This is a genomic window from Kitasatospora sp. NPDC034023 (genome assembly GCF_055575795.1).
Genome location: NZ_JBVIRY010000007.1, coordinates 148,619 through 173,890 on the forward strand (window position 1 = coordinate 148,619; position 25,272 = coordinate 173,890).

Below are 25,272 nucleotides of genomic sequence, written 5' to 3' on the forward strand. Positions count from 1 at the left end.
GCAGACCCCGAAGGGCCCGACGTGCGCGATACTGGGATTGAACCAGTGACCCCTACCGTGTCAAGGTAGTGCTCTCCCGCTGAGCTAATCGCGCGGGGAGGTCTCCCGGTGGAACCGGGTGAACCTCTTGGAGGTGGAGACGGGATTTGAACCCGTGTACACGGCTTTGCAGGCCGTTGCCTCGCCTCTCGGCCACTCCACCAGGCAACACACGAAGAACGATCTTACACTGTTCTCCATCGAGCGGACGACGAGATTCGAACTCGCGACCCTCACCTTGGCAAGGTGATGCTCTACCAACTGAGCCACGTCCGCCTGTCTCCCGGGATCTTCACCGTTTTTCTCGGCTGCGCTCCCTGGCGACGTGTTGAACTCTAGCGGATTCCTGGGCCAGCTAAAAATCCGTTCCCGCAGCGTGCCGAGGGGATGCCCCCCGCGTGCCGTTCCGTCAGCCCTCACGGGCGGCCACGGCCGCTACCTGCGGCGCTCCCGGACGATCATCCGCACGCCACCCGACGCACACCTGCGCGACGCCCGAGGCCGCTCGTCCGCGGGCCTGTCTCCGGACCCGCACCAGGGGCCGGAGGCCACCTCCAGGCTCACGCCCCGGCTCGCGCGCCGTCGCACGGCGGCTCACCAGGGCCGGGCCCGTGCCCCCGACCTACACTTCAGGCACCGCCGCCCAGCACACCGCGCAGGAGAACCGTGTCCGGCCACCCCGACCCCAGCACCCCGCTCGCCCGCTTCGGCGGCCGCCTGGCCACCGGACTGCGCGACGTCACCTCGGACCCGGCCGCCCTCGACTCCTCCGGCTACTGGGCCGTCGCCTACGACTTCGAGGGCCGACTGACCTGCGCCCGCTTCGACGAGGTCCGCCCCGCCCCCGCCCCGCCCTCCGGCGCCGGCTGGCGCGGCCCGGACGCCGGCAGCTGGCACAGCTCCCTGGACCGCACCGCCTACACCGCGGGCGTACGCCGCATCCGCGAGCACATAGCCGCCGGCGAGGTCTACCAGGCCAACCTCTGCCGGGTGCTGTCCGCGCCGCTGCCCGACCCGGAGCTCAGCGACATCGACGCCCTCACCGGCCTCCTCGCCCACGGCAACCCCGCCCCCTACGCCGGCACCATCCGACTGCCCGGGCACGGCGTCGAGATCGCCACTGCCTCACCCGAGCTCTACCTGCGCCGCACCGGCCGCACCGTCTCCTCCGGCCCGATCAAGGGCACCGGCCGCACCGAGGACGACCTCCTCGACAAGGACCACGCCGAGAACGTGATGATCGTGGACCTGGTCCGCAACGACCTCGGCCGCGTCTGCGACACCGGCAGCGTCACCGTCCCCGACCTCTGCGCCGTCGAGAAGCACCCCGGCCTGGTCCACCTGGTCTCCACCGTCGAGGGCACCCTGCGCGAGGACGTCGGCTGGCCCGGACTCCTCACCGCCACCTTCCCGCCCGGCTCCGTCACCGGCGCCCCCAAATCCAGCGCGCTGCGGATCATCGACGCCCTGGAGACCGCCCCGCGCGGCCCCTACTGCGGCGGCGTCGGCTGGGTCGACGCCGACCGCGGCGAGGGCGAACTCGCCGTCGGCATCCGCACCTTCTGGCTCGACCGGACCGACCCCGGCACGCCCGTCCTGCGCTTCGGCACCGGCGCCGGCATCACCTGGGGCTCCGACCCCGACCGCGAGTGGGCGGAAACCGAACTGAAGGCCGCCCGACTGGTCGCGATAGCGTCGGGCCGCGAACCCGACCAGACCGGGGAATGAGCCGCACCGCTCACCGCGCCCACCGCTGAGGAGCAGACCTCGATGCACAACCGCACCACGAGCTGGGTCAACGGCACCCTCGTCGACTCCGCCGACGCCGCCGTCTCGGTCCTCGACCACGGCCTCACCACCGGCGACGGCGTCTTCGAGACCATGAAGACCGTCGACGGCAAGGCCTTCGCGGTCACCCGCCACCTCGACCGGCTCACCCGCTCCGCCCGCGGCCTCGGCCTGCCCGACCCCGACCACGACCTGGTCCGCGAGGCCTGCGCCCAGGTCCTCGCCGCCAACCCCGCGCCGCTCGGCCGCCTGCGCGTGACCTACACCGGCGGGCAGGCCCCGCTCGGCTCGGAGCGCGGCACCACCGGCCCCACCCTCGTCGTCGCCCTCGGCGCCATCAACCGCCGCCCCGACGAGACCGCCGTCGCCGTCGTCCCCTGGCGCCGCAACGAGCACAGCGCCGTCGCCGGCCTCAAGACCACCTCGTACGCCGAGAACGTCGTCGCCCTGGCCGCCGCCCATCGCGCCGGCGCCTCCGAGGCCCTGTTCGCCAACACCGCCGGCCGACTCTGCGAGGGCACCGGCTCCAACGTCTTCGTGGTCATCGGCGGCCGCCTGCTCAGCCCGGCCCTCGCCTCCGGCTGCCTGGCCGGCATCACCCGGCGGCTCGTCATCGACTGGTGCGGCGCCGAGGAGGCCGACCTCCCGCTCGACGCCCTCCAGGACGCCGAGGAGGTCTTCCTGACCTCCACCACCCGCGACGTCCAGGCCGTCACCCGCGTCGACGACCGCGAACTGCCCGGCATCGGCCCCGTGACCGCGAAGGCCATGGCCGTCTTCACCGAGCGCAGCGGCGACGACCTCGACCCGTGATGCCCGCCTCCGGGAGACGGAACCGGCCGCGTGGACGGCCTCGTGGATAACCTCCCGAGCAAGGGGAAGGGACCACCACATGACCACCACGCTGCGCCCCGAGGGCCCGGAGACACCCACCGCGGCCGGTGGCCGCACCAGACGCTGGCGGATCCTGTCGAACGGCCACCCGGTCGGCACACTGCGCACCACCTCTACCCCGTACGGCGGCCAACTCTGGGGTGATATATCGGAGTTGGAAGTCACCGAAGGGCGCGGCCGGGGCCGCGGCACGTTCGGCGCGCTGGCCGCGGAGGAGGTGCTGCGCCACTGGGGCTGCGTCCGGGTGGACGCCAGGATCCCCGAATCGGCGCCGATCGCCCGCGCCCTCGCCGCCACCCTCGGCTACACCGAGCGGATGCGGACCCTGAACAAGCGCCTGACCGACGCCCCCGCCCTGCCCGCCGGATTGACCGCGCGCCCGATCGACCCCGCGGCACTTCAGGCCTGGCTCGACGGGGGCGCGGAGCGCTTCGCCCACTCGCTCGTGGCCTCCGGCCTCACCGAGGAGCAGGCGCGCGCCAAGTCGGGCGGCGATCGGCGGAACCTGCTCCCGCAGGGCGCCGAGACCCCCGGCGCCGTCCTGAGCAGTCTGTACGACGCCGCCGGCGGGCCGGAGCCGTGCGGCTCGATCTGGGTGGCCCTCCACCTGCGCGACCTGCCGGACGGCGAACCGCTCGCCTGGGTGATGGTGGTGGAGGTGTTCCCGGCCCACCGGGGCCGCGGACACGGCCGCGCCCTGATGCTGCTCGCCGAGCGGGAGTGCCTCGCCGCCGGCGTGCGCAACCTCGGCCTCAACGTCTTCGCCGACAACGAGATCGCCATCCGGCTCTACGACTCGCTCGGCTACTCGGCCACCGAGCGCCTCTACGGCAAGGCACTCTGACGTGCCGTCAGGAAGCCCGCGCCGCCTCGATGACGGCCGTGATCCGTTCCCGCAGACCGTCCTGGCTCTGCCCGCCGTCCAGGCGCTCGCCGCCGATCACGTACGTCGGCGTGCCCGTGACCCCGATCGCCTTCCCCTCGGCCTGGTCGGAGTCGACGGTCAGCATGTGCCGGCCGTCGATCAGCGCGGTGTCGACCTCCTCGACGTCCACCCCGACCTCGCGGGCGACGTCCAGCAGCACCTGCTGCCCCCGCGCGTCCAGCTCCTCGACCCGGGCCAGCAGCGCCTCCACGAACGGCCAGCCGAGCCCCTGGGCGAACGCCTCCTCGGCCGCCTCCGCGGCGGCGTAGGCGTGCTTGTGCTTCTCCAGCGGGAAGTGCCGCAGCTCCACGGGGAGCGCGTCGCCGTACTGCGCGCGGAGCGCCCGGACGTCGTCCAGCGCGGTACGGCAGTCCGGGCACTGCAGGTCGCACCAGAACTCAAGGCGGGGGAGGGAACCATCGATCATTCCCCCAGTGTTCCACTAGTGGGCGCCCGCTCCGGCCGGTGGTGCGCCCGAGGGCGGACCGACAGGGAGGCACCGATGACCAGGACGACCGGACGCGAAGGGGTGGCCCCGTGCTGAGCGCGGCGATCAGCTTCATCCTCACCGCGGGCGGGGTGGCCGTCGCGGGCCTGCGGGCCTACAAGCGGCGCTTCCTGTCGGCGACCCGCTGGTTCGCGGTCGCCCTGCTGCCCGCCGGGCTCTACCTGACCGGGCTGTTCCCGCTGGCGAGCACGATCGGCCGGGCGTTCGCCGACTGGGCGGCGAACCTGGTCTTCGACCCCCGGGTGTGGGCCGGCATCGTGCTGCTCGGGGTCTCCGCCGTCCTGCTGGTCACCACCCGCTGGGTGGGCCGCCGCAGCGCCGTCGAGGCCTCGCCGGAGCGCCCCGCGGCCGCCGGACCGGCGCCCGAGCGCCCGGCGGTGGCACCGGCGCCCAAGGCGGCGAAGAAGCAGGGTGGCGGCAAGCGCGACGACGGCCTCGGCGACTTCGACGACATCGAGGAGATCCTCCGCAAGCGCGGGATCTGACCGCCGCATCCGACCGCCGATCCGAGGGCGGGATCCCGAACGCGGGATCCCGCTCAGGCGGAGGGGACGGCCTCGGCCGAGCGCTGGCGAGCCCGGTACGCGGCGACGTGCAGCCGGTTGCCGCAGGTGCGGCTGTCGCAGTAGCGCCGGGAGCGGTTCCGGGAGAGGTCCACGAAGACCCGCGCGCAGTCCGGCGCCTCGCACCGGCGCAGCCGCTCCCGCTCGCCCGCCATGAGGATGAAGGCCAGCGCCATGCCCAGCTCGGCCGCCAGGTGGTCGCCGAGCGCGGCGTGCGGCGCGAAGTAGTGGATGTGCCAGTCGTGGTCGTCATGGTTGGTCAGCCGGGGCGTCGTCCCGGCGGCCGCGACGATCGCGTTGACCAGCTCGGCGGCCTCTGCGGTGGATTCCGTCCCGAACACCTCGCGCAGCCGGGTGCGCAGCTCGTGCACCCGGCGCAGGTCGCCCTCCGTCAGCGAGTCGATCTCGCTGATCTCCTGGCGGACCACGAAGGCGTCGAGCGCGGCGACGTCCGGCAGCCGCTCGGCGCCGCACACCTCGGGTGCGGTGTTGAGCAGCTCCACGAGGATGCTCAGCGCGCACTCGGTGTCATGGGTGATCAGCACGTTGGGGGCTCCTCGCGCAGGGGGACTCCGATACCCCGCGTCCACGGTTACCCCCAGACCATACCGGGCCTTGTGCCAGAAGGGCGGCGCGTCCTTTCGAATGCGTGTACGGATCCCGTCAGAGCATCCGAAACCGGGCGCCGTCCCGCCGCTGCGCCCCCGGATCGGCGTACGGAGACCGCGGCTGGGCGCGACCCCGGACAGACGTCGGCGCCCGGCACCGAGGCCGGCCACCCGTTCGGATGGCCGGCTCCGGTGCCGGGCGCCTGCGGTGCTGTGGGCCCGCTCCGGTGGGAGCGGGCCATCCGCCGGCCCCGAGACCGCGTCGTGCGCGGCTCAGTCCGCTGCCGTGCCCCCGAGTAGGACGGCTGCGATGACGGCAGGGGGTGCTGCTCCGCCGTCGGCGGGGCGTGACCGCCTCCGGTCGGGGTCAGCTTTCGGCGAGGATGTGGGACAGCTCCCGGTCGAGGTCGAAGTGGCGGTGTTCGGTGCCGGGCGGCACCGCGGCGTCCGTCCGCTTGAGGAACGACTCAAGCGCCCGGGCAGGGGCCTCCAGCAGGGCTTCTCCTTCCGGAGAGCTCAGCGCGATGCAGACCACCCCTTGCCCGTGACTGCGCGACGGCCACACCCGGACGTCGCCGGTACCGGTGGGTCGATGCAGCCCCTCCGCGAGGAGATCTCGGGCGAACACCCACTCCACGGTCTCGTCGGCGCCCGTGTGGAACGTCGCGTGCACGGCGTAGGGGTCGGCAGTGTCGTAGCGCAGGCCCGCGGGGACGGGCAGTGAGGACTCGCTGGACACGATGAGGCGCAGGTGCAGCTCGCAGCTGACCGTGGTGTTCATAAGCGCCATGGCCTTTCGCTCAGTGTGCGCTCGGGGAATCGCACGTCGGCGAACGGACCATCCCACCCCCAAGACCGATGTAAACCCCTCTGTCCCGATTCGGGCGCGAGTCGTACCCCTTACGGCGCATTGCGGAATCGTCGCGGAGCGGCCGGGCCGGGCATTACCGAGCCACTTCTTGGTTAGTTTCCTGGCATGACTGTGCGAAACGACAAGACGGGCGGGAACACGAGAACGGGTGAAGCCGTCACGCCGGATGACACGGCGGTCGGCGGCTCCCGGGCGGTCGGCTCCCGGGCTCCGGCCTTCGTGCGCCGTTCCCGCGCTCTGCACCGGGCCTGGCAGGTGGCGGTCTTCCTGGTCGGCCTCGCCGTGGTCGGGCTCGGCGTGGTGATGCTGCCGCTGCCCGGCCCCGGCTGGGTGGTGATCTTCCTGGGCATGGGGATCTGGGCCACCGAGTTCGTCTGGGCCCGGCTGGCCCTGCGCTGGACCCGCCACAAGGTCGCCGAGGCCGCCCGGCGGGCCCTGGACCCGCGGGTGCGCCGCCGCAACCTGACGGTCACCGCGATCGGGCTGGCCGCCGTCGTCGCGGTGGGGGCCTGGTACCTCGCCCGCTACGGCCTGGTCGTCCCCTGGCGGCTGGACGAGAGCTGAGCGGCCCGGGCCCGGGCCGGCGACCAGGGAGGGTGTTCGGACCACCCTCCGGGATGCGGTAATGTTTTCCCTGCACCCGGGCGATTAGCTCAGCGGGAGAGCACTTCGTTCACACCGAAGGGGTCACTGGTTCGATCCCAGTATCGCCCACCGGAATGCATTGTGATATGTGAGGCCCGGCCGATTATCGGCTGGGCCTTACATGTATTTCCGGAATCCGCCTGAAGGGCCGTCGGTAATCGGCTGAAGCACAGTCACCTTCCGCGTGGAGCGCGAGTTCTGTGGATGTGTCGGCGGTACCCCGGAACGGGCGAGTTGTACGACACCCCCCGAATGGTGCTACAGTTCTTCTCGTTGCCCGGGCGATTAGCTCAGCGGGAGAGCACTTCGTTCACACCGAAGGGGTCACTGGTTCGATCCCAGTATCGCCCACCGGACAGCACGCAGGCCCTGACCAGGAAACCGGTCAGGGCCTGCGGCGCGTTCCGGGCCCGAGCTTCCGGGGCCGCCCGCTACGCCGCCGCCTCGCAGCCGTGCTCCGGTTCCAACCGGCGCCCGCAGCCGCACCGGGCCGGCCGCAGCGGCCACGAGAGGTCCACCCGCTCCGCCACCCCCGAGCGGTCGAACCAGCTCTGCAGCCCGCGTGCCTGCGCCGCGTGCCAGACCCCCTGTCGCAGGTGCAGCTCAGCCGCCGTCAGCCCGCCGAGCGCCGCCGGGTAGCGGGCGCCTATTCGCCGGGTCAGCGCCAGCGCCGCCGTCGCGTCCGCCCCCGCGTCGTGCGCCCCGGCCAGCTCCACGCCGTAGTGGGCACACAGGTCGGTCAGGGTCCGGCGGCCCTTGCGGTAGCGGTCCACGTGCTTGTCCAGCACCCGCGGATCCAGCACCTGCAGCCCGGCCGCCGCCAGACCGCCGACCAGCGTCAGCCCGTGATGGCGGCGCAACTCCCGGTCCAGCAGCGTCAGGTCGTAGGGCGCGTTCATCACCACCACCGGGTGCCCGGCCCGGGCCTCGGCCGCCAGCGCGCGGGTGACCTCCGCCACCACCGAGCGGGCCGGCCGGCCGTGCAACCGGACGTGCTCGTCGGTGATGCCGTGCACCGCGCGGGCGCCGTCCGGGATCGGAACGCCCGGATCGGCGAGCCAGGTGGTGGTCCGCACCGGTGCGCCCGGGGCGAGTTGGACGACCAGGGCGGCGGAGACGATCCGATCGTGCTCCACGTCCACGCCGGTGGTCTCGGTGTCGAAGGAGGCGAGTGGGCCGGTGTACCAGTGCTGCTGCATGACTGCCCCTCAGGCAAGCGTTCCGCGCCCGCTTGATACCCGGTTCTGACGGCCCTTCAACCCGTTTGGCCCAGGCCGGACCGGGGATCCTGCCCATGACCGTCCCGTTCGAATCGACTGTCCCGTTCGAATCCGGACGGGCCCGGAGCCGGGGGAGGCCACGGGCGATGGCACTGACACAGCCGCAGCCCGAAGAAGCGGCGGCCGTCCTGCGCGGGAACCTCGCGGTCACCGCCTGCATGGAGACGCTGCAGGTCGGCTATCTGCACGCGGTCGCCGCCGCGGCCGGCTGCTCGCTCTCCCAGCCGTTCCCGGACAACGGCATCGACTGGCAGGTCAACCACGGGTCCCGGGCGCACGAGGTGGACGACGAGGTCACCATCAAGATCCAGCTCAAGGCCACCCAGCAGATCGCGCCCGACCCGGCCGGGCGGTTCTTCAGCTTCACGCTGGACAACGACCACCTGCGCAAACTCGCCCGGGCCCGGGTCGCCGTGCCCCGGATCCTGGTCGTGATGCTGCTGCCGAGCCGGGTCGACCACTGGCTGCGGGCCCGCCCGGACGCCCTGGAGCTGCGGCACTGCTGCTACTGGGTCAACCTGGCCGGCCACCCGGTCACCGGACAGCGGCGCACCAACGTCCGGGTGCCCACCGACAAGGTCTTCGACGACCGCGCGCTCTGCGACATCATGGCCCGGGTCGGCGCGGGCGGCAGCCCGTGACCGCCCGGCCCCGGCAGCGAGGAGCCGACCCCATGACACCGCCGTACGGACCGGGTGAGCCGGCCCAGGCCCTGCCCGACCCGGCCACCGTCGACCCCGCGGTGCTGGCCACCCTGCTCGCCCGGCACGGCTGGGTCCGCCGCGGCGGACCGGCCGCCCGCTACGGCCGCTGGACCCCGCCCGACGACGAACCCGGCACCAGCCTCCTCGTCCCCACCGGAGACGGCTTCGACGACGCCGTCGAACTCCTCGCCGACGCCGTCACCGCGCTCTCCCGGTCCCGCACCCCCTCGGCCCGATCGATCCTGCTCGCCCTCGCCGTCCCCGGCGACGAACTGCGCTGGCGCCGCGAACCGCCCGGCTCCGCCGAGGCCACCCCCTGGGACGACGCCGAGCGGCTCCGGCAGGCGGCACGCGGGATGCTCGCCGCCGGAGCCAAGGCCGCCCGGACCAGGGCCGCCTACTTCGGAGCCCGGCTGGACGGCCCCGCCGGGGACTTCCTGGACCGCGTCCTGGTGGTCGAACAAGGCACCGCCCTCACCGCCCACACCCCCGCCCCCGAAGGCCGCGCCGCCGTCACCACCCTCGTCCGCGCCCTGGAGGCGCTGCGCGACGCGGTCGACTACCGCCGGGTCAGCGGCGGGCCCGAGGCCTTCGAGAACGCCGTCCAGGCCGGGGTCAGCCGGGAACTCGTCCAATCCGTCGAGGAACTCGTACGCGGCGCGACCGCGGCCCGGCTCACCGTCGCCTGGTCGCCCGCCGCCGGCACCCCGGGCGGCTTCGGGGACCGCCGGGTCGTCCTCGACTTCTCACCCGGCGACCTGCCCGCCCTGGCCGAGGCCGCCGAACTGCTGGAACGGATCGAGCCCGCCGTCGCCGTCACCGTGGTCGGCGTGGTCACCCGGCTCAAGCGCGCCGACCCGGCCGGCCCGGGCTCGGTACGGCTGCGCGTCCTCGGCGGCGCCGAGGTCCGCGAACTCAAGCTCCGACTGCCCGACCCCGACTACCGGCTCGCCGCCGAGGCCCACCTCGCCGGGCTGCCGGTCCGGATCTCCGGCCGGCTCGAGCGGCACGGCGGCTTCCGCCGGCTGACCCGCCCGCACGGACTGGAACTGTGCGGCTGGGAGGAAGAGGACCGCGAGCGGCTGCTGAAGTCGCTCGGAGAGGGGACGGAGGAAGGGGGAGAAGGGACGTAGGTGGACGGCGGGGGCGGCGCTCTCGGTACCATCGTCACGCGCAGCGCAGTGTTGCGTCCTCTGAAATCCAGCACGTCAGGAGAGACCGGTGACGGACGTCCGGGTAATCATCAACCGCGAACCCGATCGGGAAGAGCGCGTGGTGACCACGGGCACTACGGCCGCCGAGCTCTTCGCCGACGACCGCTCGATCATCGCCGCCCGCGTCGGCGGCCAGCTCAAGGACCTCGCCTACGTCCTCCAGGACGGCGACGAGGCCGAGCCGGTCGCGATCGGCAGCAAGGACGGCCTCGACATCCTGCGCCACTCCACCGCGCACGTCATGGCCCAGGCCGTGCAGCAGCTCTACCCCGAGGCCAAGCTCGGCATCGGCCCGCCGGTCAAGGACGGCTTCTACTACGACTTCGACGTCGAGAAGCCCTTCCACCCCGATGACCTCAAGGCCATCGAGAAGCGCATGCAGGAGATCATCAAGCGCGGGCAGAAGTTCTCCCGCCGCGTGGTCACCGACGAGTCCGCCCGCGAGGAGCTGGCCGCCGAGCCGTACAAGCTCGAGCTGATCGGCCTCAAGGGCTCCGCCGCCACCGCCGGCGAGGGCGCCGACGTCGAGGTCGGCGCCGGCGAACTCACCATCTACGACAACCTGGACGCCAAGAGCGGCGAGCAGTGCTGGGGCGACCTCTGCCGCGGCCCGCACCTGCCCAGCACCCGGCACATCCCGGCGTTCAAGCTGATGCGCAACGCGGCCGCCTACTGGCGCGGCAGCGAGCGCAACCCGATGCTCCAGCGCATCTACGGCACCGCCTGGCCGACCAAGGACGAGCTCAAGGCCCACCTGGACTTCCTCGTCGAGGCCGAGAAGCGCGACCACCGCAAGCTCGGCAACGAGCTCGACCTCTTCTCCATCCCCGAGGAGATCGGCTCCGGCCTCGCCGTCTTCCACCCCAAGGGCGGCATCATCCGCCGCGCGATGGAGGACTACTCGCGCAAGCGGCACGAGGAAGAGGGCTACGAGTTCGTCTACACCCCGCACGCCACCAAGGGGAAGCTCTTCGAGAAGAGCGGCCACCTCGACTGGTACGCGGACGGTATGTACCCGCCCATGCAGCTCGACGAGGGCGTGGACTACTACCTCAAGCCGATGAACTGCCCGATGCACAACCTGATCTTCGACGCGCGCGGCCGCTCGTACCGTGAACTGCCGCTGCGCCTCTTCGAGTTCGGGACGGTGTACCGGTACGAGAAGTCGGGTGTGGTGCACGGTCTGACCCGCGCCCGCGGCTTCACGCAGGACGACGCCCACATCTACTGCACCCGCGAGCAGATGGCGGAGGAGCTCGACTCCACGCTGACCTTCGTGCTCAACCTCCTCCGTGACTACGGTCTGACCGACTTCTACCTGGAGCTGTCGACCAAGGACCCGGTCAAGTACGTCGGTTCGGACGAGACCTGGGAGGAGGCCACCCGCGTCCTGGCGGCCGTGGCCGAGAAGCAGGGCCTGCCGCTGGTGCCGGACCCGGGTGGCGCGGCCTTCTACGGCCCGAAGATCTCGGTGCAGGCCAAGGACGCCATCGGTCGTACCTGGCAGATGTCGACCATCCAGCTGGACTTCAACCTGCCCGAGCGCTTCGACCTCGAGTACACCGCGGCGGACGGCTCGCGTCAGCGGCCGGTCATGATCCACCGCGCGCTGTTCGGCAGCATCGAGCGGTTCTTCGCGGTGCTGCTGGAGCACTACGCCGGCGCCATGCCGCCGTGGCTGGCCCCGGTCACCGTGACCGGCATCCCGATCACCGACGAGCATGTGCCGTACCTGCTGGAGGTCGCGGCCGAGCTCAAGAAGCACGGGATCCGGGTCGAGGTGGACACCTCGGACGACCGCATGCAGAAGAAGATCAGGAACGCCCAGAAGACCAAGGTGCCGTTCATGCTGATCGCCGGCAACGACGACGTCGAGGCGGGCGCGGTGTCGTTCCGCTACCGCAACGGCGAGCAGAAGAACGGCGTGCCGGTGGCGGACGCCGTCGCCGAGATCGTGGACGCGGTGAAGAACCGCATCCAGGTGTGATCCGGTAGCAGTACCGTCACGCGCGGGGCAGGCTCTGAAACGAGTCTGCCCCGCGCGGCTTTGCAAGCACCGTCGGGCGAATATGCTGATCAGCATGACGACTGAGCCGGAACTGCAGCGGGGCGTCGGGGAGCCGGACGGCTTCCGCCGCCTGTGGACCCCCCATCGGATGGCGTACATCCAGGGTGAGAACAAGCCCACCGGCCCGGCTCCGGACGACGGTTGTCCGTTCTGCTCGATCCCGTCGCTGAACGACGAGGACGGGCTGGTCGTCGCCCGGGGGAACGCCGTGTTTGCGGTGCTGAACCTGTACCCGTACAACGGCGGGCACCTGATGGTGGTCCCGTACCGGCACGTGGCCGACTACACGGACCTGGACGAGGCGGAGACGGCCGAGCTGGCGGACTTCACCAAGAAGGCGATGACCGCGCTGCGGGCGGCCTCCGGGGCGCACGGGTTCAACATCGGGATGAACCAGGGTGCGGCGGCCGGTGCCGGGATCGCGGCGCACCTGCACCAGCACGTGGTGCCGCGCTGGGGCGGGGACACGAACTTCATGCCGGTGGTCGGCCACACCAAGGTGCTGCCGCAGTTGCTGGCGGACACCCGCAAGATGCTGGCCGAGGTCTGGCCGCAGGGCTGACCCGGAGCGGACGCGAGAAGGGGCCCGACACCGAGGCGATCGGTGGCGGGCCCCTTCGTCGTGCGCGGCCGGCTCAGCCGGCGTTGAACGTGTCGACGTCGTACGGCCGGGGGCTCTGCGCCTCGGACTTGATGATCGAGGTGCGGTTCTTGAAGAACCGGTCGGCGTCGAGGTCGTGCTCCCGCAGGAACTCCAGGGTGGCGCTGTGGACCGCGTTGAGCACCGGGACGGAGGCGTTCATCGCGTTGTCGACCATGGAGCGGTTGTCCCAGGCGCGGCCGACCCAGACGTGCCGCAGGCCGAAGGGTTCGGGCAGGCCGAGCCCGCCGCCGAGCCAGCCGAGCAGGCCGGGCATCCGGTAGAAGGGGGCGCGGACGGCCTGGCGGACGACCTCGTCGTTGTCGATCAGGGGGAGCTTGATGGTGCGCTCCTCCCAGAACTTCACGGTCTTGGCGACCGTCTTCTCCTTGTCCTTGGGCTTGTCGAAGAAGACGCCCTTGACGGGGCCGAGCGCGTAGCCGGCCACCGCGATGGTCAGGACGTCGGCGAGCAGGGTCACCGTGATGGTGAAGGTGAGGACCAGCTTGCCGTCGTGGGTGATGAACTGGGTGGCGAGGTAGTGCCGGGGGCCGCCGGAGAAGGTCTGCTTGTCGGCGATGGTCTGCACGGCGAAGTCGCGCATCCGGTCGCCGTCCATGTCGGCGTTGCCGGGGCGGCTGATCTCGTCGGCGCCCTCGCCGATGTCGAAGACCACCCACTGCTTGATGGTGACGTTGGGCATGCCGCTGTTGGCGACGTGGCTGATGCCGAGGCCCTTGAGGTGGGAGGAGATCCGGCGGACCAGGTCCCAGGGGTGGAAGGCGCGGAAGTCGACGTGGCCCTCGGCGGGGTGGAGGGTGTCGGCGAGGCGCCACTCGCCCCAGCGTCGGCCGGCGCCGAGGATGCCCTTGGGGCCGGCGTAGTGGTGGACGTTGGTCTCCTGCTCGGCGTCCAGGCGGCCGAGCTTGTCGCGCAGGTCGGTGGCCTTCTTGTCGAGGTCGTCGCGGGGGACGGCCTTGGCGACGGTGGCGGCGACGGCGGAGCCCTCGACCAGGGACTGCCAGCGGCCGCGCAGGTCCTTGGCGAAGCGCTCGACGATCTGGCGGGCGAGGTACCAACCGATGACCGGGGCCAGCATCGTGACGCGCAGGTAGATGCCGAGGAGGCCGGCGGCCTGCGGGCGCAGCACGAGGAAGACGGCGAGGGCGGCGGCCAGGGCGAGGGTGATGCCGCCGTAGGCGGCGGCGTTCTTCGGGTTGTCCCGTTTGAGCCAGGCGCGCACCTGGAAGGCGGCGAGCCAGAGCAGGGTGCCGGGGAGGAAGAGTCCGCCGGTGATCAGGGTGACGGTGGTGAGCTGCCGGTCACGGGTGGTGCGCAGTTCCTCGGCGGCCAGGCAGTGTTCGACGACCTGGCGGGTGTCGACACCGAAGGACGGGACGATGGGTTTGCGGTCGCCGCCGAGGGCGCGGGAGACCAGCGCCTTGCTGAAGGCCTCGCCGACGTTGGGGCGGAAGAGGGCGAAGCGGCCCTTCTTCTCCTTGGCGTCGGTGACGGCCGCGACGAAGCCGCCGATCTCGCCGTCGCGGTAGGCGGCCGAGGAGAGCGCCTGGGTGACGGCGGTCTGCGGGCCGGCGTCGGTCCGGGGTATCTGCGCACCCGGGGTCATGTCGAGTGTGGTCACGGTGGCGTCCCCTCCTCCCCTTGTCAGCGGCAGGTTACCGTGCCGTGGCACCCCGGCGCGGATGATCGTCTGAAGTACCGTCACGATCCGGCCGTACCGGTCCTGAGAGGCATGATGCCCAGGTTCGGGCAGGTCGATACCCGGCGGAGCGGGCCGGGGTGGGGCGGAGGAGGATGGTGGGAGAAGCGAGGAAAGGGGAGCCGCTGTGAAGGATCCGGTGCTGGTCTTCGATGGGGACTGCGCGTTCTGTTCGTCCTGCGTGCGGTGGGCGGAGCGTTACCTGCGGCAGACACTGGCCTCGGGGGGCTGGGAGGCGGTGGCGTTCCAGTTCGCGGACCTCGGGGCGTGGGACGAACACGCGGGCGGCCGGGGCGAGGTGTCGGCCGAGCGGGCGGAGCGCGAGGTGTTGTGGGTGACGCCGACCGGGCGGGTGTACGGGGGCGCGCAGGCGGTTGCGCGGTTGCTGATGCGCTCCGGTGGGGTGTGGGCGTACCTGGGCGCGGTGTTGACGGCGCCGCCGGTGCGGCCGGTGGCGGCTCTGGCGTACCGGTGGGTGGCGCGTAACCGGCACCGGATGCCGGGGGGTACGGCGGCGTGCGCGCTGCCGAACCGCAAGGCCGTCCAGCCGTAGGTCCGTCCGGCCGTCGGTCCTCCCGGCCGTGAGCCCGGTCGGCCGTAAGTCCGCCCGGTGGTAGGGCTGTTCAGCCGGTGTGGCGCTCGGCGAGGGCGGTCGGCATGGGTTCGTGGCGCAGGTAGGCGCGGGTGAACTCGGCGGTGCCGTGGGTGAGGGAGCGCAGGTCGACCGGGTAGCGGACGAGTTCGAGTTCGGGGACCTCGGCGCGCAGCAGGGTGAGGCCGGATCCGCCGGTCTCGGTGCCGAGGACCCGGCCGCGGCGGGCGGAGAGGTCGCCGAGGACGGCGCCGAGGTAGTCGTCGGGCAGCAGGATGCTGACGGCGGCGACGGGTTCGAGCAGGCGGATGACGGCGTGCTCGGCGGCGTCGCGCAGGGCGAGGGCGGCGGCGTTCTGGAAGGCCGCGTCGGAGGAGTCGACGGAGTGGGCCTTGCCGTCGGTGAGGGTGACCCGGACGTCGATGAGCGGGTATCCGGTGGAGACGCCCTTGGCGAGCTGGGCGCGGACGCCCTTCTCGACGGAGGGGATGAAGTGCTTGGGGACGGCGCCGCCGACGACGTGTTCCTGGAACTCGAAGCCGGAGCCGGCCGGGAGGGGTTCGACTTCGAGGTCGCAGATGGCGTACTGGCCGTGGCCGCCGGACTGCTTGACGAGGCGGCCGTGGCCGGCGGCGGCGGTGCCGAAGGTCTCGCGCAGGGCGACCTTGGGTTCGACGGTGTCGACGTGGACGTTGTGGCGGCTGCGCAGGCGGTCGAGGACGACTTCGGCGTGGGCCTCGCCGGTGCACCAGAGGACGAGCTGGTGGGTGTCCGGGTTCTGTTCGAGGCGTAGGGCAGGGTCCTCGGCGGTGAGGCGGTTGAGGGCCTGGGAGAGCTTGTCGTCGTCGGCCTTGCTGTGGGCTTCGACGGCGATCGGGAGCAGGGGTTCGGGGAGGGTCCAGCCGTCGAGTTCGACGGGGTGGCCGGGGTCGTGGACGGTGTCGCCGGCGCGGGCGGTGGTGAGTTTGGCGGCGCAGACGAGGTCTCCGGCGACGGCGTGCGGGACGGGGCGCTGGAGTTTGCCGAACGGGCTGGTGAGGGCGGTGACGCGTTCGTCGCCGTTCTGGTCGGCGGTGTGGGCGGGGCCGACGAGATGGATCTTGGTGTCGGGGCGCAGGGTGCCGGCGTACACGCGCAGCAGGCTGATCCGGCCGACGTAGGCGTCGCCGGTGACGCGGACGACCTGGGCGGCGAGCGGGGCGTCGGGGTCGCAGGCGGGGCCGGGGCGGGTGCGTTCGGTGGGGTCGGGGAAGGTGTGCGCGATGAGGTCGAGGAGTTCGGCGGCGCCGAGGCCGTTCTCGCTGGTGGGGACGGCGGGGTGGAGGGTGCAGTCGAGGACTTCGCGGCGCAGGCCGGCTTCGAGGGCGTCGGCGTCGAGGGTGTCGCCGGCGAGGTAGCGCTCCATCAGGGTGTCGTCCTGGCCGGAGATGGCCTCGACGAGGCTGTCGTGGGCGGGGCCGGTGTCGGGGAGCGGGGTGGCGTCGCCGTAGGTGTCGCCGGTGAGCAGGTCGACGCTGCCGTCGGGCCGGCCGTCGTGGAGGACGGGCAGGAAGAGCGGGCGGAGGGTGTCCGGGCCCAGGTCGAAGGCGTCGTGGCAGGCGGTGAGGATGTCGTCGAAGCCGGTGCGGGCGACGTCGAGTTTGGCGACGGCGATGGCGCGGGGGATGCCCTCGGCGGCGCATTCGCGCCACAGGGCGCGGGTGGGGGCGGTGACCGGGTCGGTGGCGGAGACGACGAAGACGGCGGCGTCGGCGGCGTGCAGGGCGGCGCGCAGGTCGGCGGTGAAGTCGGGGTGGCCGGGCGGGTCGATCAGGTTGATCTTGACGCCCTTCCACTCGAGCGGCAGCACGGAGAGCTGGACGGAGCGCTGCTGCTGGTGCTCGATGTCCTCGTGGTCGGAGACGGTGGTGCCGTCGGTGACGCGGCCGGCCCGGCCGGTGGCTCCGGCGGCGTGGGCGAGGGATTCGGCGAGGGTGGTCTTGCCCACACCGCTGGGGCCGATGAGGACGACGTTACGCAGGTCCCGGGGGCCGGTGACGGCGGGTGCCTGGCCGGCTCGTACCGTGCTGCGGTCGGGCATCGGGGTCTCCTCCCGTGGCGCCGAGGCTGTCCATCGCAGTCTAGGGTCGGGTGTCGCGGTGGCGCGTGTCGTACGGCCGGTCGGTGACCGTACGTGTGCGTGCGGTCGCGGGCGCGTCGTTCGGCGGTGCGTGCGGCGGAGCGTGTCGTCGGCGTGGCTACGATGGGTGCGCCGGACGGGCTGATTCGTTCGGCCGTCTGCCGCGTGTGTTGCGCCAGGCGGGTATCTGGGAGATCGGAGCGGCTGGGAAGGCCATGCTCAACAAATACGCGCGTGCCTTCTTCACACGTGTTCTGACCCCGTTCGCCGCGTTCCTGATCCGGCTGGGCGTGAGCCCGGACGCCGTGACGCTGGTCGGTACCGCCGGTTCGGTGGCCGGTGCGCTGGTGTTCTTCCCGCGTGGGGAGTTCTTCTGGGGCACCATCACGATCACGCTGTTCATCTTCTCGGACCTGGTGGACGGGAACATGGCCCGTCAGCTGGGCCGGACCAGCAAGTGGGGGGCGTTCCTGGACTCCACGCTGGACCGGGTCGCGGACGCGGCGATCTTCGGCGGCCTGGCGATGTGGTACGCGGGCAAGGGGGACGACAACCTGCTGTGCGCGGTGGCGATCTTCTGCCTGGCGAGCGGTCTGGTGGTGTCGTACACCAAGGCGCGGGCGGAGAGCCAGGGCCTGCCGTGTGACGTGTCGGGGCTGGTGGAGCGGGCCGAGCGGCTGGTGGCCAGCCTGGTGGCGGCCGGGGTCGCGGGTCTGCACACGTTCGGCGTGCCGTACGTGGAGTGGCTGCTGCCGGTGGCGTTGTGGCTGGTGGCGGTGGGCAGCCTGGTGACGGTGTTCCAGCGGATGCTGACCGTGCGCCGGGAGGCGTTCGAGGCCGACCGAGCGGCGGCCGGGAGCTGATGGGGGGCGTCCTGAGGTGACCGACCGATTGGTGTACTGGGCGTACGCGCTGGGGTGGGGGCTGCTGAAGCACCTGCCGGAGTCGTGGGCGCGGGGGCTGTTCGACCGGCTGGCGGACTACGCGTGGCGCAAGCGCGGCAAGCGGGTGCGGCAGCTGGAGGCGAACCTGCGCCGGGTCCGTCCGGGGCTGGACGAGGCCGCGCTGCGGTCGTTGTCGCGGGCCGGGATGCGCTCGTACCTGCGGTACTGGATGGAGTCGTTCCGGCTGCCGGTGTGGAGCCGGGAGCGGGTGGCGCGGGACGTCCAGGTGGAGGGCTTCGAGCACCTGCGGGCGCCGCTGGAGGCCGGTCGGGGCGCGGTGATAACGCTGCCGCACATGGGCAACTGGGACCTGGCGGGCGCCTGGGTGGCGCAGCAGGGCTATCCGTTCACCACGGTCGCGGAGCGGTTGAAGCCGGAGCGGCTGTTCGACCGGTTCGTGGCGTTCCGGGAGGGCCTGGGCATGGAGGTCCTGGCGTTGACCGGCGGTTCGGTGAACGTGATCGGCACGCTGGCGCGGCGGCTGCGCGAGGGCCGGCTGGTGTGCCTGGTGGGGGACCGGGACCTGTCGGAGGCGGGCATCGAGGTGTCGTTCTTCGGTGAGGCGACCCGGATGCCGGCCGGTCCGGCGGCGCTGTGCCGGCGGACCGGGGCGGCGCTGCTGCCGGTGACGCTCTGGTACGACGGCCCGGTGCTGCGGGCGCGGATCCACCCCGAGGTGGCGGTGCCCGAGGAGGGCGACCGCAAGGAGGGGACGCGGGCGATGACCCAGGCGATGGCGGCCGTGTGGGAGCAGGGCGTCCGCGAGCACCCGCAGGACTGGCACATGCTGCAGAAGTTCTGGCTGGCCGACCTTGCGGTCCGTGAGACGGTGAAGGAGCCCTCCGCGGTGCGCGCGGAGGCGGCCCCCGAGCCCGCGGCCGAGGCCTCCGGGTCCTGAGTCCGGCCCGTACGACTGTCCGAAGGAGCTTGAGGAATCCGTGAAGATCGGCATCGTCTGCCCGTACGACTGGGACGTCCCCGGTGGGGTGCAGTTCCACATCCGGGACCTGGCCGAGCACCTGATCGGCCTGGGGCACGAAGTGTCGGTGCTGGCGCCGGCCGAGGACGACGAGGCGCTGCCGCCGTACGTGGTCTCGGCCGGGCGGGCGGTGGCGGTGCCGTACAACGGGTCGGTGGCGCGGCTGAGTTTCGGGATCCTGTCGGCGGCGCGGGTGCGGCGGTGGCTGCACGACGGGCGTTTCGACATCCTGCACGTGCACGAGCCGGCCTCGCCGAGCCTGTCGATGCTGGCGGCCTGGTCGGCGACCGGGCCGATGGTGGGGACGTTCCACACCTCCAACCCGCGCTCGCGGGCGATGATCGCGGCCTCGCCGATCCTGCAGCCGGGCCTGGAGAAGATGCGGGCCCGGATCGCGGTGTCGGAGTACGCCCGGCGGACCCTGGTGGAGCACCTGGGCGGGGACGCGGTGGTGATCCCGAACGGCGTGGACGTGGGCTTCTTCGCGGACGCAGAGCCGGACGAGCGCTGGATGGGCCACGCGGCGAAGGGGGAGCCGGGCACGATCGGCTTCATCGGCCGGATCAACGAGCCGCGCAAGGGCCTGCCGACGCTGCTGGCGGCGCTGCCGGGGATCCTGGCGCAGCGGCCGGGGGTGCGGCTGCTGGTGGCGGGTAAGGGCGACGAGGAGGAGGCCGTGGCGGGCCTGGCGCCGGAGGTGCGTCGGCAGGTGGAGTTCCTCGGCATGGTGAGCGACGCGGAGAAGGCCCGGCTGCTGCGCAGCGTGGACCTGTACGTGGCGCCGAACACCGGTGGCGAGAGCTTCGGGATCATCCTGGTCGAGGCGATGTCGGCGGGTGCCCCGGTGCTGGCGAGCGACCTGGACGCGTTCAAGCAGGTGCTGGACGGCGGGGACGCCGGCGAGCTGTTCCCGGTGGAGAACGCGGAGGCGCTGGCCCGTACGGCGCTGCGGCTGCTGGGCGATCCGGCGCGGCTGGAGGAGCTGCGGGTGGCGGCGTCGCGGCATGTGCGGCGGTTCGACTGGTCGACCGTGGGCGCGGACATCCTGTCGGTGTACGAGACGGTGACGGCGGGGGCCGCGGCGGTGGTCGAGGAGGACGAGCGCAGCGGGCGGCGCGGCCGGTTCGGGCTGGCCAGGGACTGATCCGGGGCCGCGGCGGGGGCGTGGTCGGCCCCGGTGTGGGTGGGGTTAGGGTCGGGCGACCGTATCGCTTCACTGCATGGGGGAAACCGATGCCGCACATCTCCGTCGACTATTCGGCCGGCCTGGCCGGCGGCTTCGACCGCCGGGCGCTGGGCCTGGCGATCAACCGGCTCGCCGAGGAGACGATCGACGCGAAGCCGGAGTCCTGCAAGACGCTGTTCCGGCAGAGCGAGGAGCTCGTGGTCGGCACGAGCGGGACCCCGTCCGACGTCCAGGTGTACGTCGAGGTCCAGATGTTCCCGGGCCGCACGCCGGAGGCGAAGGCGGCGCTGGGCGCGGGTGTCCTGGCGCTGCTGGCCGAGCACGTGAAGCCGGCGCCGGGCGCCCGGCTGTTCACCGCCGTCAACCTGGCGGACATCGAGCGGGAGAGCTACCGGAACGCGGTCGTGGCCGGCTGACGCCGGTCGGGCCGGCCGGTGACACCCGGTAACGTAGCGGCCCGTGACTACCTGGATCTGGGCCGCCGTGGCCGTGGTGCTCTTCGGCATGTACCTGAGTTGGACGGCCGGTCGCTTGGACCGGCTGCACGCCCGGATCGACGCCGCGCGGGCGGCGTTGGACGCGCAGCTGGTCCGCCGGGCCTCGGTGGCCATCGAGCTGGCGACGTCCTCGCTGCTGGATCCGGCGGCCTCGCTGCTGCTGCTGGACGCGGCGCACGCGGCCCGGCAGGCCGAGGACGAGCATCGCGAGGTGGCGGAGAGCCAGCTGAGCCTGGCGCTGCGGGCGGTGCTCGAGGAGCCGGAGCAGGTGGCGGCGCTGGTGGCCGAGCCGGGCGGCGATGACGCGGTTCGTGACCTGACGGCCGCGGTGCGCCGGGTGCCGATGGCCCGCCGGTTCCACAACGACGCGGTGCGGGCGGCGCGCGCGGTGCGCGAGCACCGGCTGGTGCGGTACTTCCGGCTGGCCGGGAAGGCCCCGTTCCCGATGGCGTTCGAAATGGACGACGCCCCGCCGCCCGCTCTCACGCCGGAAGGGGCGCCTGCTTAGGGTGTCCACGGATACGGCCCGTTTGTCGTATCCCTTCGCCCTGGCTGGACTCGGTGGCGCATGGAGGGGCCACCCGTTCCGCCTACCATAGGGCGATAGCACTGGTTCATCTTCGAGTGAGGTCTCACGTGTCCACCACCCCCACCACCGCAGACCAGCCCCAGATCGGCACCGCCCGGGTCAAGCGGGGCATGGCCGAGCAGCTCAAGGGCGGTGTGATCATGGACGTGGTCAACGCCGAGCAGGCCAAGATCGCCGAGGACGCCGGCGCGGTGGCCGTCATGGCGCTCGAGCGGGTTCCGGCCGACATCCGCAAGGACGGCGGCGTGGCCCGCATGTCCGACCCGAACATGATCGAGGAGATCATCGCCGCGGTCTCCATCCCGGTGATGGCCAAGTCCCGCATCGGCCACTTCGTCGAGGCCCAGGTCCTGCAGTCGCTCGGTGTCGACTACATCGACGAGTCCGAGGTGCTCACCCCGGCCGACGAGGTCAACCACTCGGACAAGTTCGCCTTCACCACCCCCTTCGTCTGCGGCGCCACCAACCTGGGCGAGGCGCTGCGCCGCATCGCCGAGGGCGCGGCCATGATCCGCTCGAAGGGTGAGGCCGGCACCGGCAACGTCGTCGAGGCCGTCCGCCACCTGCGCCAGATCAAGAACGAGATCGCCAAGCTGCGCGGCTTCGACAACAACGAGCTGTACGCCGCCGCCAAGGAGCTGCGCGCCCCGTACGAGCTGGTCAAGGAGGTCGCCGAGCTCGGCAAGCTGCCGGTCGTGCTGTTCTCCGCCGGTGGCGTGGCCACCCCGGCCGACGCCGCGCTGATGCGCCAGCTGGGCGCCGAGGGCGTCTTCGTCGGCTCCGGCATCTTCAAGTCGGGCGACCCGGCCAAGCGCGCCGCCGCCATCGTGAAGGCCACCACCTTCTTCGACGACCCGAAGATCATCGCGGACGCCTCCCGCAACCTCGGCGAGGCCATGGTCGGCATCAACTGCGACACCCTGCCGGAGACCGAGCGCTACGCCAACCGCGGCTGGTAGTCGCCCCGCAGGTTCCGAGGGCCCGGGCCCGCCCCAGCGCTTCGGCGCTGCGGCGGGCCGTGCCACGTACTTCCGTAGTAACGATCGATTGAGGTTGAAGACCGTGAGCACTCCAGTCATCGGTGTCCTCGCCCTGCAGGGCGACGTCCGCGAGCACCTGGTGGCGCTGGCCGAGGCCGACGCGCTCGCCCGTCCGGTGCGCCGTGCGGAGGAACTGGCCGAGGTCGACGCGCTGGTGATCCCCGGCGGGGAGTCCACCACCATGTCCAAGCTGGCGCTGCTGTTCGGCGTGATGGACCCGGTGCGCGAGCGGGTCGCCGCCGGCATGCCGGTGTACGGCACCTGCGCGGGCATGATCATGCTGGCGGACAAGATCCTGGACGGCCGCGAGGACCAGGAGAGCGTCGGCGGCATCGACATGACGGTGCGTCGCAACGCCTTCGGCCGCCAGAACGAGTCCTTCGAGTCCGGGATCGCCTTCAAGGGCCTGGACGACGCGCCGGTGCACGGCGTCTTCATCCGCGCCCCCTGGGTCGAGGCGGTCGGCGCGAGCGTCGAGGTGCTGGCCGAACTGCCCGCCGCGGACGGTCCGGACAGCCGGATCGTGGCCGTGCGCCAGGGCAACCTGCTGGCCACCTCGTTCCACCCGGAGCTGACCGGTGATCACCGGGTGCACGCGTACTTCGTCAAGATGGTCGAGGAGCACCTCGCGGCGGCCGCGCGCTGAGCGCGTCCTGACAGCGTGCTGACCGTGTGCGCCTTACCGGTGACGACACCGGTAAGATCTCATCTGTTCATTTCCCTTTGGCGACGTAAAGGAGCTGGCGATGTCCGGCCACTCTAAGTGGGCTACCACCAAGCACAAGAAGGCCGTGATCGACGCCAAGCGCGGCAAGCTCTTCGCCAAGATGATCAAGAACATCGAGGTGGCGGCGCGCACCGGCGGACCCGACCCGGCGGGCAACCCGACCCTCTACGACGCCATCCAGAAGGCGAAGAAGAGCTCGGTCCCGATCGACAACATCAACCGCGCCGTCAAGCGCGGTGGCGGTCTGGAGGCCGGCGGCGCCGACTACCAGACCATCATGTACGAGGGCTACGGCCCGAACGGTGTCGCCGTCCTGATCGAGTGCCTCACCGACAACCGCAACCGGGCCGCCTCCGACGTGCGCGTCGCGATGACCCGCAACGGCGGCTCGATGGCCGACCCGGGCTCGGTGTCGTACCTGTTCACCCGTAAGGGTGTCGTCATCGTCCCCAAGGCCGACGGCGTGGACGAGGACAAGCTGTTCGAGGTCGTCCTCGACCAGGAGCCCGAGGAGATCAACGACCTCGGCGACTCGTTCGAGATCGTCTCCGAGGCCTCCAAGATGGTCGCCGTGCGCACCGCGCTGGTGGACGCCGGCGTCGACTACGACTCGGCCGAGGCCAACTTCCTCCCGAGCATGCAGGTCGAGCTGGACGTCGACGGCGCCCGCAAGATCCTCAAGCTGATCGACGCCCTCGAGGACAGCGACGACGTGCAGAACGTCTTCGCCAACTTCGACATCTCCGACGAGGTCGGTGCGGAGCTCGACGCCGAGTGATCCTCGGCGGCTGATCCTCGCTGAGTGATCGTTCCCACTGCCCGGCCCGGTGGTCCCAGGACCGCCGGGCCGGTGTCGTCGGTCGGGTTGTCGGACCCGGACGGTAGCCTTCGCAGGTCGGAGACGGAAGGCGGGGCGAGTGGTGCGGGTACTGGGTGTGGACCCGGGGCTGACCAGGTGCGGGGTCGGCGTGGTCGAGGGCGCGCCGGGCCGGCCCCTGCGGATGGTCGGGGTCGGGGTGGTTCGCACCCCCGCCGAGGCCGAGATCGGGCAGCGGCTGCTCCAGATCGAGGAGGGCATCGAGGCCTGGCTGGACGAGCACCGGCCCGATCTGGTCGCGGTCGAGCGGGTCTTCGCCCAGCACAACGTGCGCACCGTGATGGGCACCGCCCAGGCCAGCGCGGTCGCGATGCTCTGCGCCACACGCCGCGGCATCCCCGTCACCCTGCACACCCCCAGCGAGGTCAAGGCGGCCGTCACCGGCTCCGGCCGGGCCGACAAGGCCCAGGTCACGGCCATGGTGCAGCGCCTGCTGCGGCTGGACGCCCCGCCCAAGCCCGCGGACGCCGCCGACGCGCTGGCGCTCGCGATCTGCCACATCTGGCGCGGCGGGGCGACCAACCGCCTGGAGGCCGCCGTCCGGGCCGCCCGCGCCACAACGCGCTCCACCCCCGTGAAAGGAACCTTCCGGTGATCGCCTTCGTGCAAGGGCCCGTGGCGGCCATCTCCTCCGGGCTCGCGGTGGTCGAGGTCGGCGGGGTGGGCATGGCGGTGCAGTGCACCCCGAACACGCTGGCCGGCCTGCGCCTGGGCGAGCCGGCCCGGCTGGCGACCTCCCTGGTGGTCCGGGAGGACTCGCTGACCCTGTTCGGCTTCGCGGACGACGACGAGCGCGCGGTCTTCGAGATCCTGCAGGCCGCGCCGGGCGTCGGCCCCAAGCTGGCGCAGGCGATCCTCGGCGTGCACAGCCCGGACGCGCTGCGGGCCGCGGTCGCGAACGGCGACGAGAAGGCGCTGGTCGCCGTCCCGGGCATCGGCAAGGCGAAGGCGGCCAAGCTGCTGCTGGAGTACAAGGACAAGCTGGGCGCCCCGCACGGCTCGGTGCCGGCGCAGAAGCCGGTCGCGGCCGGCCCGGCGCCGTGGAGCGAGCAGCTGCACTCCGCGCTGACCGGCCTCGGCTACGCCCCGCGCGAGGCGGACGACGCGGTCGCGGCCGTCACCCCGGAGGCGGAGGCCCAGTCGACGCCGGACGTCGGCGCCCTGCTCCGACTCGCGCTGCGCGGCCTCAACCGCGCCCGCTGAGGCCATCTGACGATCTGTCCGTTTGTCGACTCTGGAGACTTGGGAGCCCGTA

The 25,272-nt window shown here is 72.1% G+C and carries 26 protein-coding genes and 5 tRNA genes; 22 read left to right on the forward strand and 9 right to left on the reverse strand.

What is annotated here, in order from left to right:
- Nucleotides 1-22: 22 nt before the first annotated feature.
- The 3 genes from ACZ52R_RS13405 to ACZ52R_RS13415 all read right to left on the reverse strand — a co-directional run bounded on the left by ACZ52R_RS13405 (nucleotide 23) and on the right by ACZ52R_RS13415 (nucleotide 315).
- Nucleotides 23-94 (reverse strand) — tRNA-Val (locus ACZ52R_RS13405).
- A gap of 34 nt (nucleotides 95-128) precedes the next feature.
- A tRNA-Cys gene (locus ACZ52R_RS13410) sits at nucleotides 129-202 on the reverse strand.
- 40 nt (nucleotides 203-242) lie between these two features.
- Nucleotides 243-315, reverse strand: a tRNA-Gly gene (locus ACZ52R_RS13415).
- A gap of 390 nt (nucleotides 316-705) precedes the next feature.
- Here ACZ52R_RS13415 and ACZ52R_RS13420 point away from each other — a divergent pair.
- The 3 genes from ACZ52R_RS13420 (at nucleotide 706) to ACZ52R_RS13430 (ending at nucleotide 3,565) form a co-directional block, all read left to right on the forward strand.
- Nucleotides 706-1,767 (forward strand): chorismate-binding protein, encoded by a 1,062-nt coding sequence (locus tag ACZ52R_RS13420; protein ID WP_465753482.1) that lies wholly within the window; start codon nucleotides 706-708, stop codon nucleotides 1,765-1,767.
- Nucleotides 1,768-1,809: 42 nt separating this feature from the next.
- Entirely contained in the window at nucleotides 1,810-2,640 is an 831-nt protein-coding gene (locus ACZ52R_RS13425; RefSeq protein ID WP_465661825.1) for an aminotransferase class IV, read from the forward strand.
- Between the two features lie 79 nt (nucleotides 2,641-2,719).
- Complete coding sequence (locus tag ACZ52R_RS13430) at nucleotides 2,720-3,565, forward strand: GNAT family N-acetyltransferase (protein WP_465617021.1); 846 nt, start codon at nucleotides 2,720-2,722, stop codon at nucleotides 3,563-3,565.
- A gap of 7 nt (nucleotides 3,566-3,572) precedes the next feature.
- On the opposite strand, the gene ACZ52R_RS13435 is transcribed toward ACZ52R_RS13430, so the two are convergent.
- A complete protein-coding gene (locus ACZ52R_RS13435; protein WP_465753483.1) occupies nucleotides 3,573-4,073 on the reverse strand; it encodes a DsbA family protein in 501 nt (166 codons plus the stop codon).
- A gap of 110 nt (nucleotides 4,074-4,183) precedes the next feature.
- On the opposite strand from ACZ52R_RS13435, the gene ACZ52R_RS13440 reads away from it, so the two are divergent.
- A complete protein-coding gene (locus tag ACZ52R_RS13440; protein ID WP_465617023.1) occupies nucleotides 4,184-4,639 on the forward strand; it encodes a hypothetical protein in 456 nt (151 codons plus the stop codon).
- Between the two features lie 53 nt (nucleotides 4,640-4,692).
- Here ACZ52R_RS13440 and ACZ52R_RS13445 read toward each other — a convergent pair whose 3' ends face one another.
- Both ACZ52R_RS13445 and ACZ52R_RS13450 read right to left on the reverse strand, forming a co-directional pair.
- Nucleotides 4,693-5,262 (reverse strand): CGNR zinc finger domain-containing protein, encoded by a 570-nt coding sequence (locus tag ACZ52R_RS13445; protein ID WP_465617024.1) that lies wholly within the window; start codon nucleotides 5,260-5,262, stop codon nucleotides 4,693-4,695.
- A 430-nt stretch (nucleotides 5,263-5,692) separates the two neighbouring features.
- A complete protein-coding gene (locus ACZ52R_RS13450; RefSeq protein WP_030056266.1) occupies nucleotides 5,693-6,106 on the reverse strand; it encodes an SsgA family sporulation/cell division regulator in 414 nt (137 codons plus the stop codon).
- Nucleotides 6,107-6,301: 195 nt separating this feature from the next.
- Between ACZ52R_RS13450 and ACZ52R_RS13455 the strand changes: the two genes are divergently transcribed.
- From ACZ52R_RS13455 to ACZ52R_RS13465, 3 genes are all read left to right on the forward strand, one after another.
- Nucleotides 6,302-6,760, forward strand: a complete 459-nt coding sequence (locus ACZ52R_RS13455; RefSeq protein WP_465617026.1) for a TIGR02611 family protein — start codon at nucleotides 6,302-6,304, stop codon at nucleotides 6,758-6,760.
- 78 nt (nucleotides 6,761-6,838) lie between these two features.
- Nucleotides 6,839-6,910, forward strand: a tRNA-Val gene (locus tag ACZ52R_RS13460).
- A 210-nt stretch (nucleotides 6,911-7,120) separates the two neighbouring features.
- A tRNA-Val gene (locus ACZ52R_RS13465) sits at nucleotides 7,121-7,192 on the forward strand.
- A gap of 80 nt (nucleotides 7,193-7,272) precedes the next feature.
- Here the strand turns inward: ACZ52R_RS13465 and ACZ52R_RS13470 are convergent.
- A complete protein-coding gene (locus ACZ52R_RS13470) occupies nucleotides 7,273-8,040 on the reverse strand; it encodes an exonuclease domain-containing protein (RefSeq protein ID WP_360498439.1) in 768 nt (255 codons plus the stop codon).
- A gap of 167 nt (nucleotides 8,041-8,207) precedes the next feature.
- Here ACZ52R_RS13470 and ACZ52R_RS13475 point away from each other — a divergent pair, with 167 nt between their 5' ends.
- From ACZ52R_RS13475 to ACZ52R_RS13490, 4 genes are all read left to right on the forward strand, one after another.
- Nucleotides 8,208-8,762 (forward strand): DUF4365 domain-containing protein, encoded by a 555-nt coding sequence (locus ACZ52R_RS13475; RefSeq protein ID WP_465617030.1) that lies wholly within the window; start codon nucleotides 8,208-8,210, stop codon nucleotides 8,760-8,762.
- Nucleotides 8,763-8,794: 32 nt separating this feature from the next.
- On the forward strand, nucleotides 8,795-9,958 hold the full coding sequence (locus ACZ52R_RS13480) for a hypothetical protein (RefSeq protein ID WP_465617032.1): 1,164 nt from the start codon (nucleotides 8,795-8,797) through the stop codon (nucleotides 9,956-9,958).
- 88 nt (nucleotides 9,959-10,046) lie between these two features.
- Nucleotides 10,047-12,026, forward strand: a complete 1,980-nt coding sequence (gene thrS, locus ACZ52R_RS13485) for a threonine--tRNA ligase (protein WP_360498445.1) — start codon at nucleotides 10,047-10,049, stop codon at nucleotides 12,024-12,026.
- Between the two features lie 82 nt (nucleotides 12,027-12,108).
- The gene (locus ACZ52R_RS13490; RefSeq protein ID WP_465617036.1) at nucleotides 12,109-12,669 is read left to right on the forward strand and encodes an HIT family protein; all 561 of its coding nucleotides are present in this window, start codon (nucleotides 12,109-12,111) and stop codon (nucleotides 12,667-12,669) included.
- A 73-nt stretch (nucleotides 12,670-12,742) separates the two neighbouring features.
- Here the strand turns inward: ACZ52R_RS13490 and ACZ52R_RS13495 are convergent, their stop codons facing one another.
- Nucleotides 12,743-14,389, reverse strand: a complete 1,647-nt coding sequence (locus tag ACZ52R_RS13495; protein ID WP_465661831.1) for a hypothetical protein — start codon at nucleotides 14,387-14,389, stop codon at nucleotides 12,743-12,745.
- Nucleotides 14,390-14,594: 205 nt separating this feature from the next.
- Between ACZ52R_RS13495 and ACZ52R_RS13500 the strand changes: the two genes are divergently transcribed.
- Nucleotides 14,595-15,020 carry a thiol-disulfide oxidoreductase DCC family protein gene (locus ACZ52R_RS13500; RefSeq protein WP_465617040.1) on the forward strand — a complete coding sequence of 142 codons (426 nt, stop codon included), beginning with the start codon at nucleotides 14,595-14,597 and terminating at the stop codon, nucleotides 15,018-15,020.
- Between the two features lie 70 nt (nucleotides 15,021-15,090).
- Here ACZ52R_RS13500 and ACZ52R_RS13505 read toward each other — a convergent pair whose 3' ends face one another.
- Nucleotides 15,091-17,139: an elongation factor G-like protein EF-G2 gene (locus tag ACZ52R_RS13505; protein ID WP_465617042.1), complete on the reverse strand. Its 2,049-nt coding sequence runs from the start codon at nucleotides 17,137-17,139 to the stop codon at nucleotides 15,091-15,093.
- A 254-nt stretch (nucleotides 17,140-17,393) separates the two neighbouring features.
- On the opposite strand from ACZ52R_RS13505, the gene pgsA reads away from it, so the two are divergent.
- From pgsA to ruvA, 10 genes are all read left to right on the forward strand, one after another.
- A complete protein-coding gene (pgsA, locus tag ACZ52R_RS13510) occupies nucleotides 17,394-18,041 on the forward strand; it encodes a phosphatidylinositol phosphate synthase (RefSeq protein WP_360498541.1) in 648 nt (215 codons plus the stop codon).
- 16 nt (nucleotides 18,042-18,057) lie between these two features.
- Complete coding sequence (locus tag ACZ52R_RS13515) at nucleotides 18,058-19,020, forward strand: phosphatidylinositol mannoside acyltransferase (protein WP_465617045.1); 963 nt, start codon at nucleotides 18,058-18,060, stop codon at nucleotides 19,018-19,020.
- Between the two features lie 40 nt (nucleotides 19,021-19,060).
- Nucleotides 19,061-20,245 (forward strand): glycosyltransferase family 4 protein, encoded by a 1,185-nt coding sequence (locus ACZ52R_RS13520; RefSeq protein WP_465617047.1) that lies wholly within the window; start codon nucleotides 19,061-19,063, stop codon nucleotides 20,243-20,245.
- A gap of 89 nt (nucleotides 20,246-20,334) precedes the next feature.
- A complete protein-coding gene (locus ACZ52R_RS13525; protein WP_360498459.1) occupies nucleotides 20,335-20,703 on the forward strand; it encodes a 5-carboxymethyl-2-hydroxymuconate Delta-isomerase in 369 nt (122 codons plus the stop codon).
- Nucleotides 20,704-20,791: 88 nt separating this feature from the next.
- Nucleotides 20,792-21,292: a hypothetical protein gene (locus ACZ52R_RS13530; protein WP_360498543.1), complete on the forward strand. Its 501-nt coding sequence runs from the start codon at nucleotides 20,792-20,794 to the stop codon at nucleotides 21,290-21,292.
- A gap of 128 nt (nucleotides 21,293-21,420) precedes the next feature.
- Nucleotides 21,421-22,332 (forward strand): pyridoxal 5'-phosphate synthase lyase subunit PdxS, encoded by a 912-nt coding sequence (pdxS, locus tag ACZ52R_RS13535; protein WP_030300161.1) that lies wholly within the window; start codon nucleotides 21,421-21,423, stop codon nucleotides 22,330-22,332.
- Between the two features lie 103 nt (nucleotides 22,333-22,435).
- Nucleotides 22,436-23,059 carry a pyridoxal 5'-phosphate synthase glutaminase subunit PdxT gene (gene pdxT, locus ACZ52R_RS13540; protein WP_465661833.1) on the forward strand — a complete coding sequence of 208 codons (624 nt, stop codon included), beginning with the start codon at nucleotides 22,436-22,438 and terminating at the stop codon, nucleotides 23,057-23,059.
- A 100-nt stretch (nucleotides 23,060-23,159) separates the two neighbouring features.
- Complete coding sequence (locus ACZ52R_RS13545; RefSeq protein ID WP_350521269.1) at nucleotides 23,160-23,918, forward strand: YebC/PmpR family DNA-binding transcriptional regulator; 759 nt, start codon at nucleotides 23,160-23,162, stop codon at nucleotides 23,916-23,918.
- A gap of 142 nt (nucleotides 23,919-24,060) precedes the next feature.
- The gene (gene ruvC / locus ACZ52R_RS13550; RefSeq protein WP_360498545.1) at nucleotides 24,061-24,612 is read left to right on the forward strand and encodes a crossover junction endodeoxyribonuclease RuvC; all 552 of its coding nucleotides are present in this window, start codon (nucleotides 24,061-24,063) and stop codon (nucleotides 24,610-24,612) included.
- Nucleotides 24,609-25,220, forward strand: a complete 612-nt coding sequence (gene ruvA / locus ACZ52R_RS13555) for a Holliday junction branch migration protein RuvA (RefSeq protein WP_465617050.1) — start codon at nucleotides 24,609-24,611, stop codon at nucleotides 25,218-25,220. The genes ruvC and ruvA overlap by 4 nt, the downstream gene beginning before the upstream one ends.
- Nucleotides 25,221-25,272: the final 52 nt, after the last annotated feature.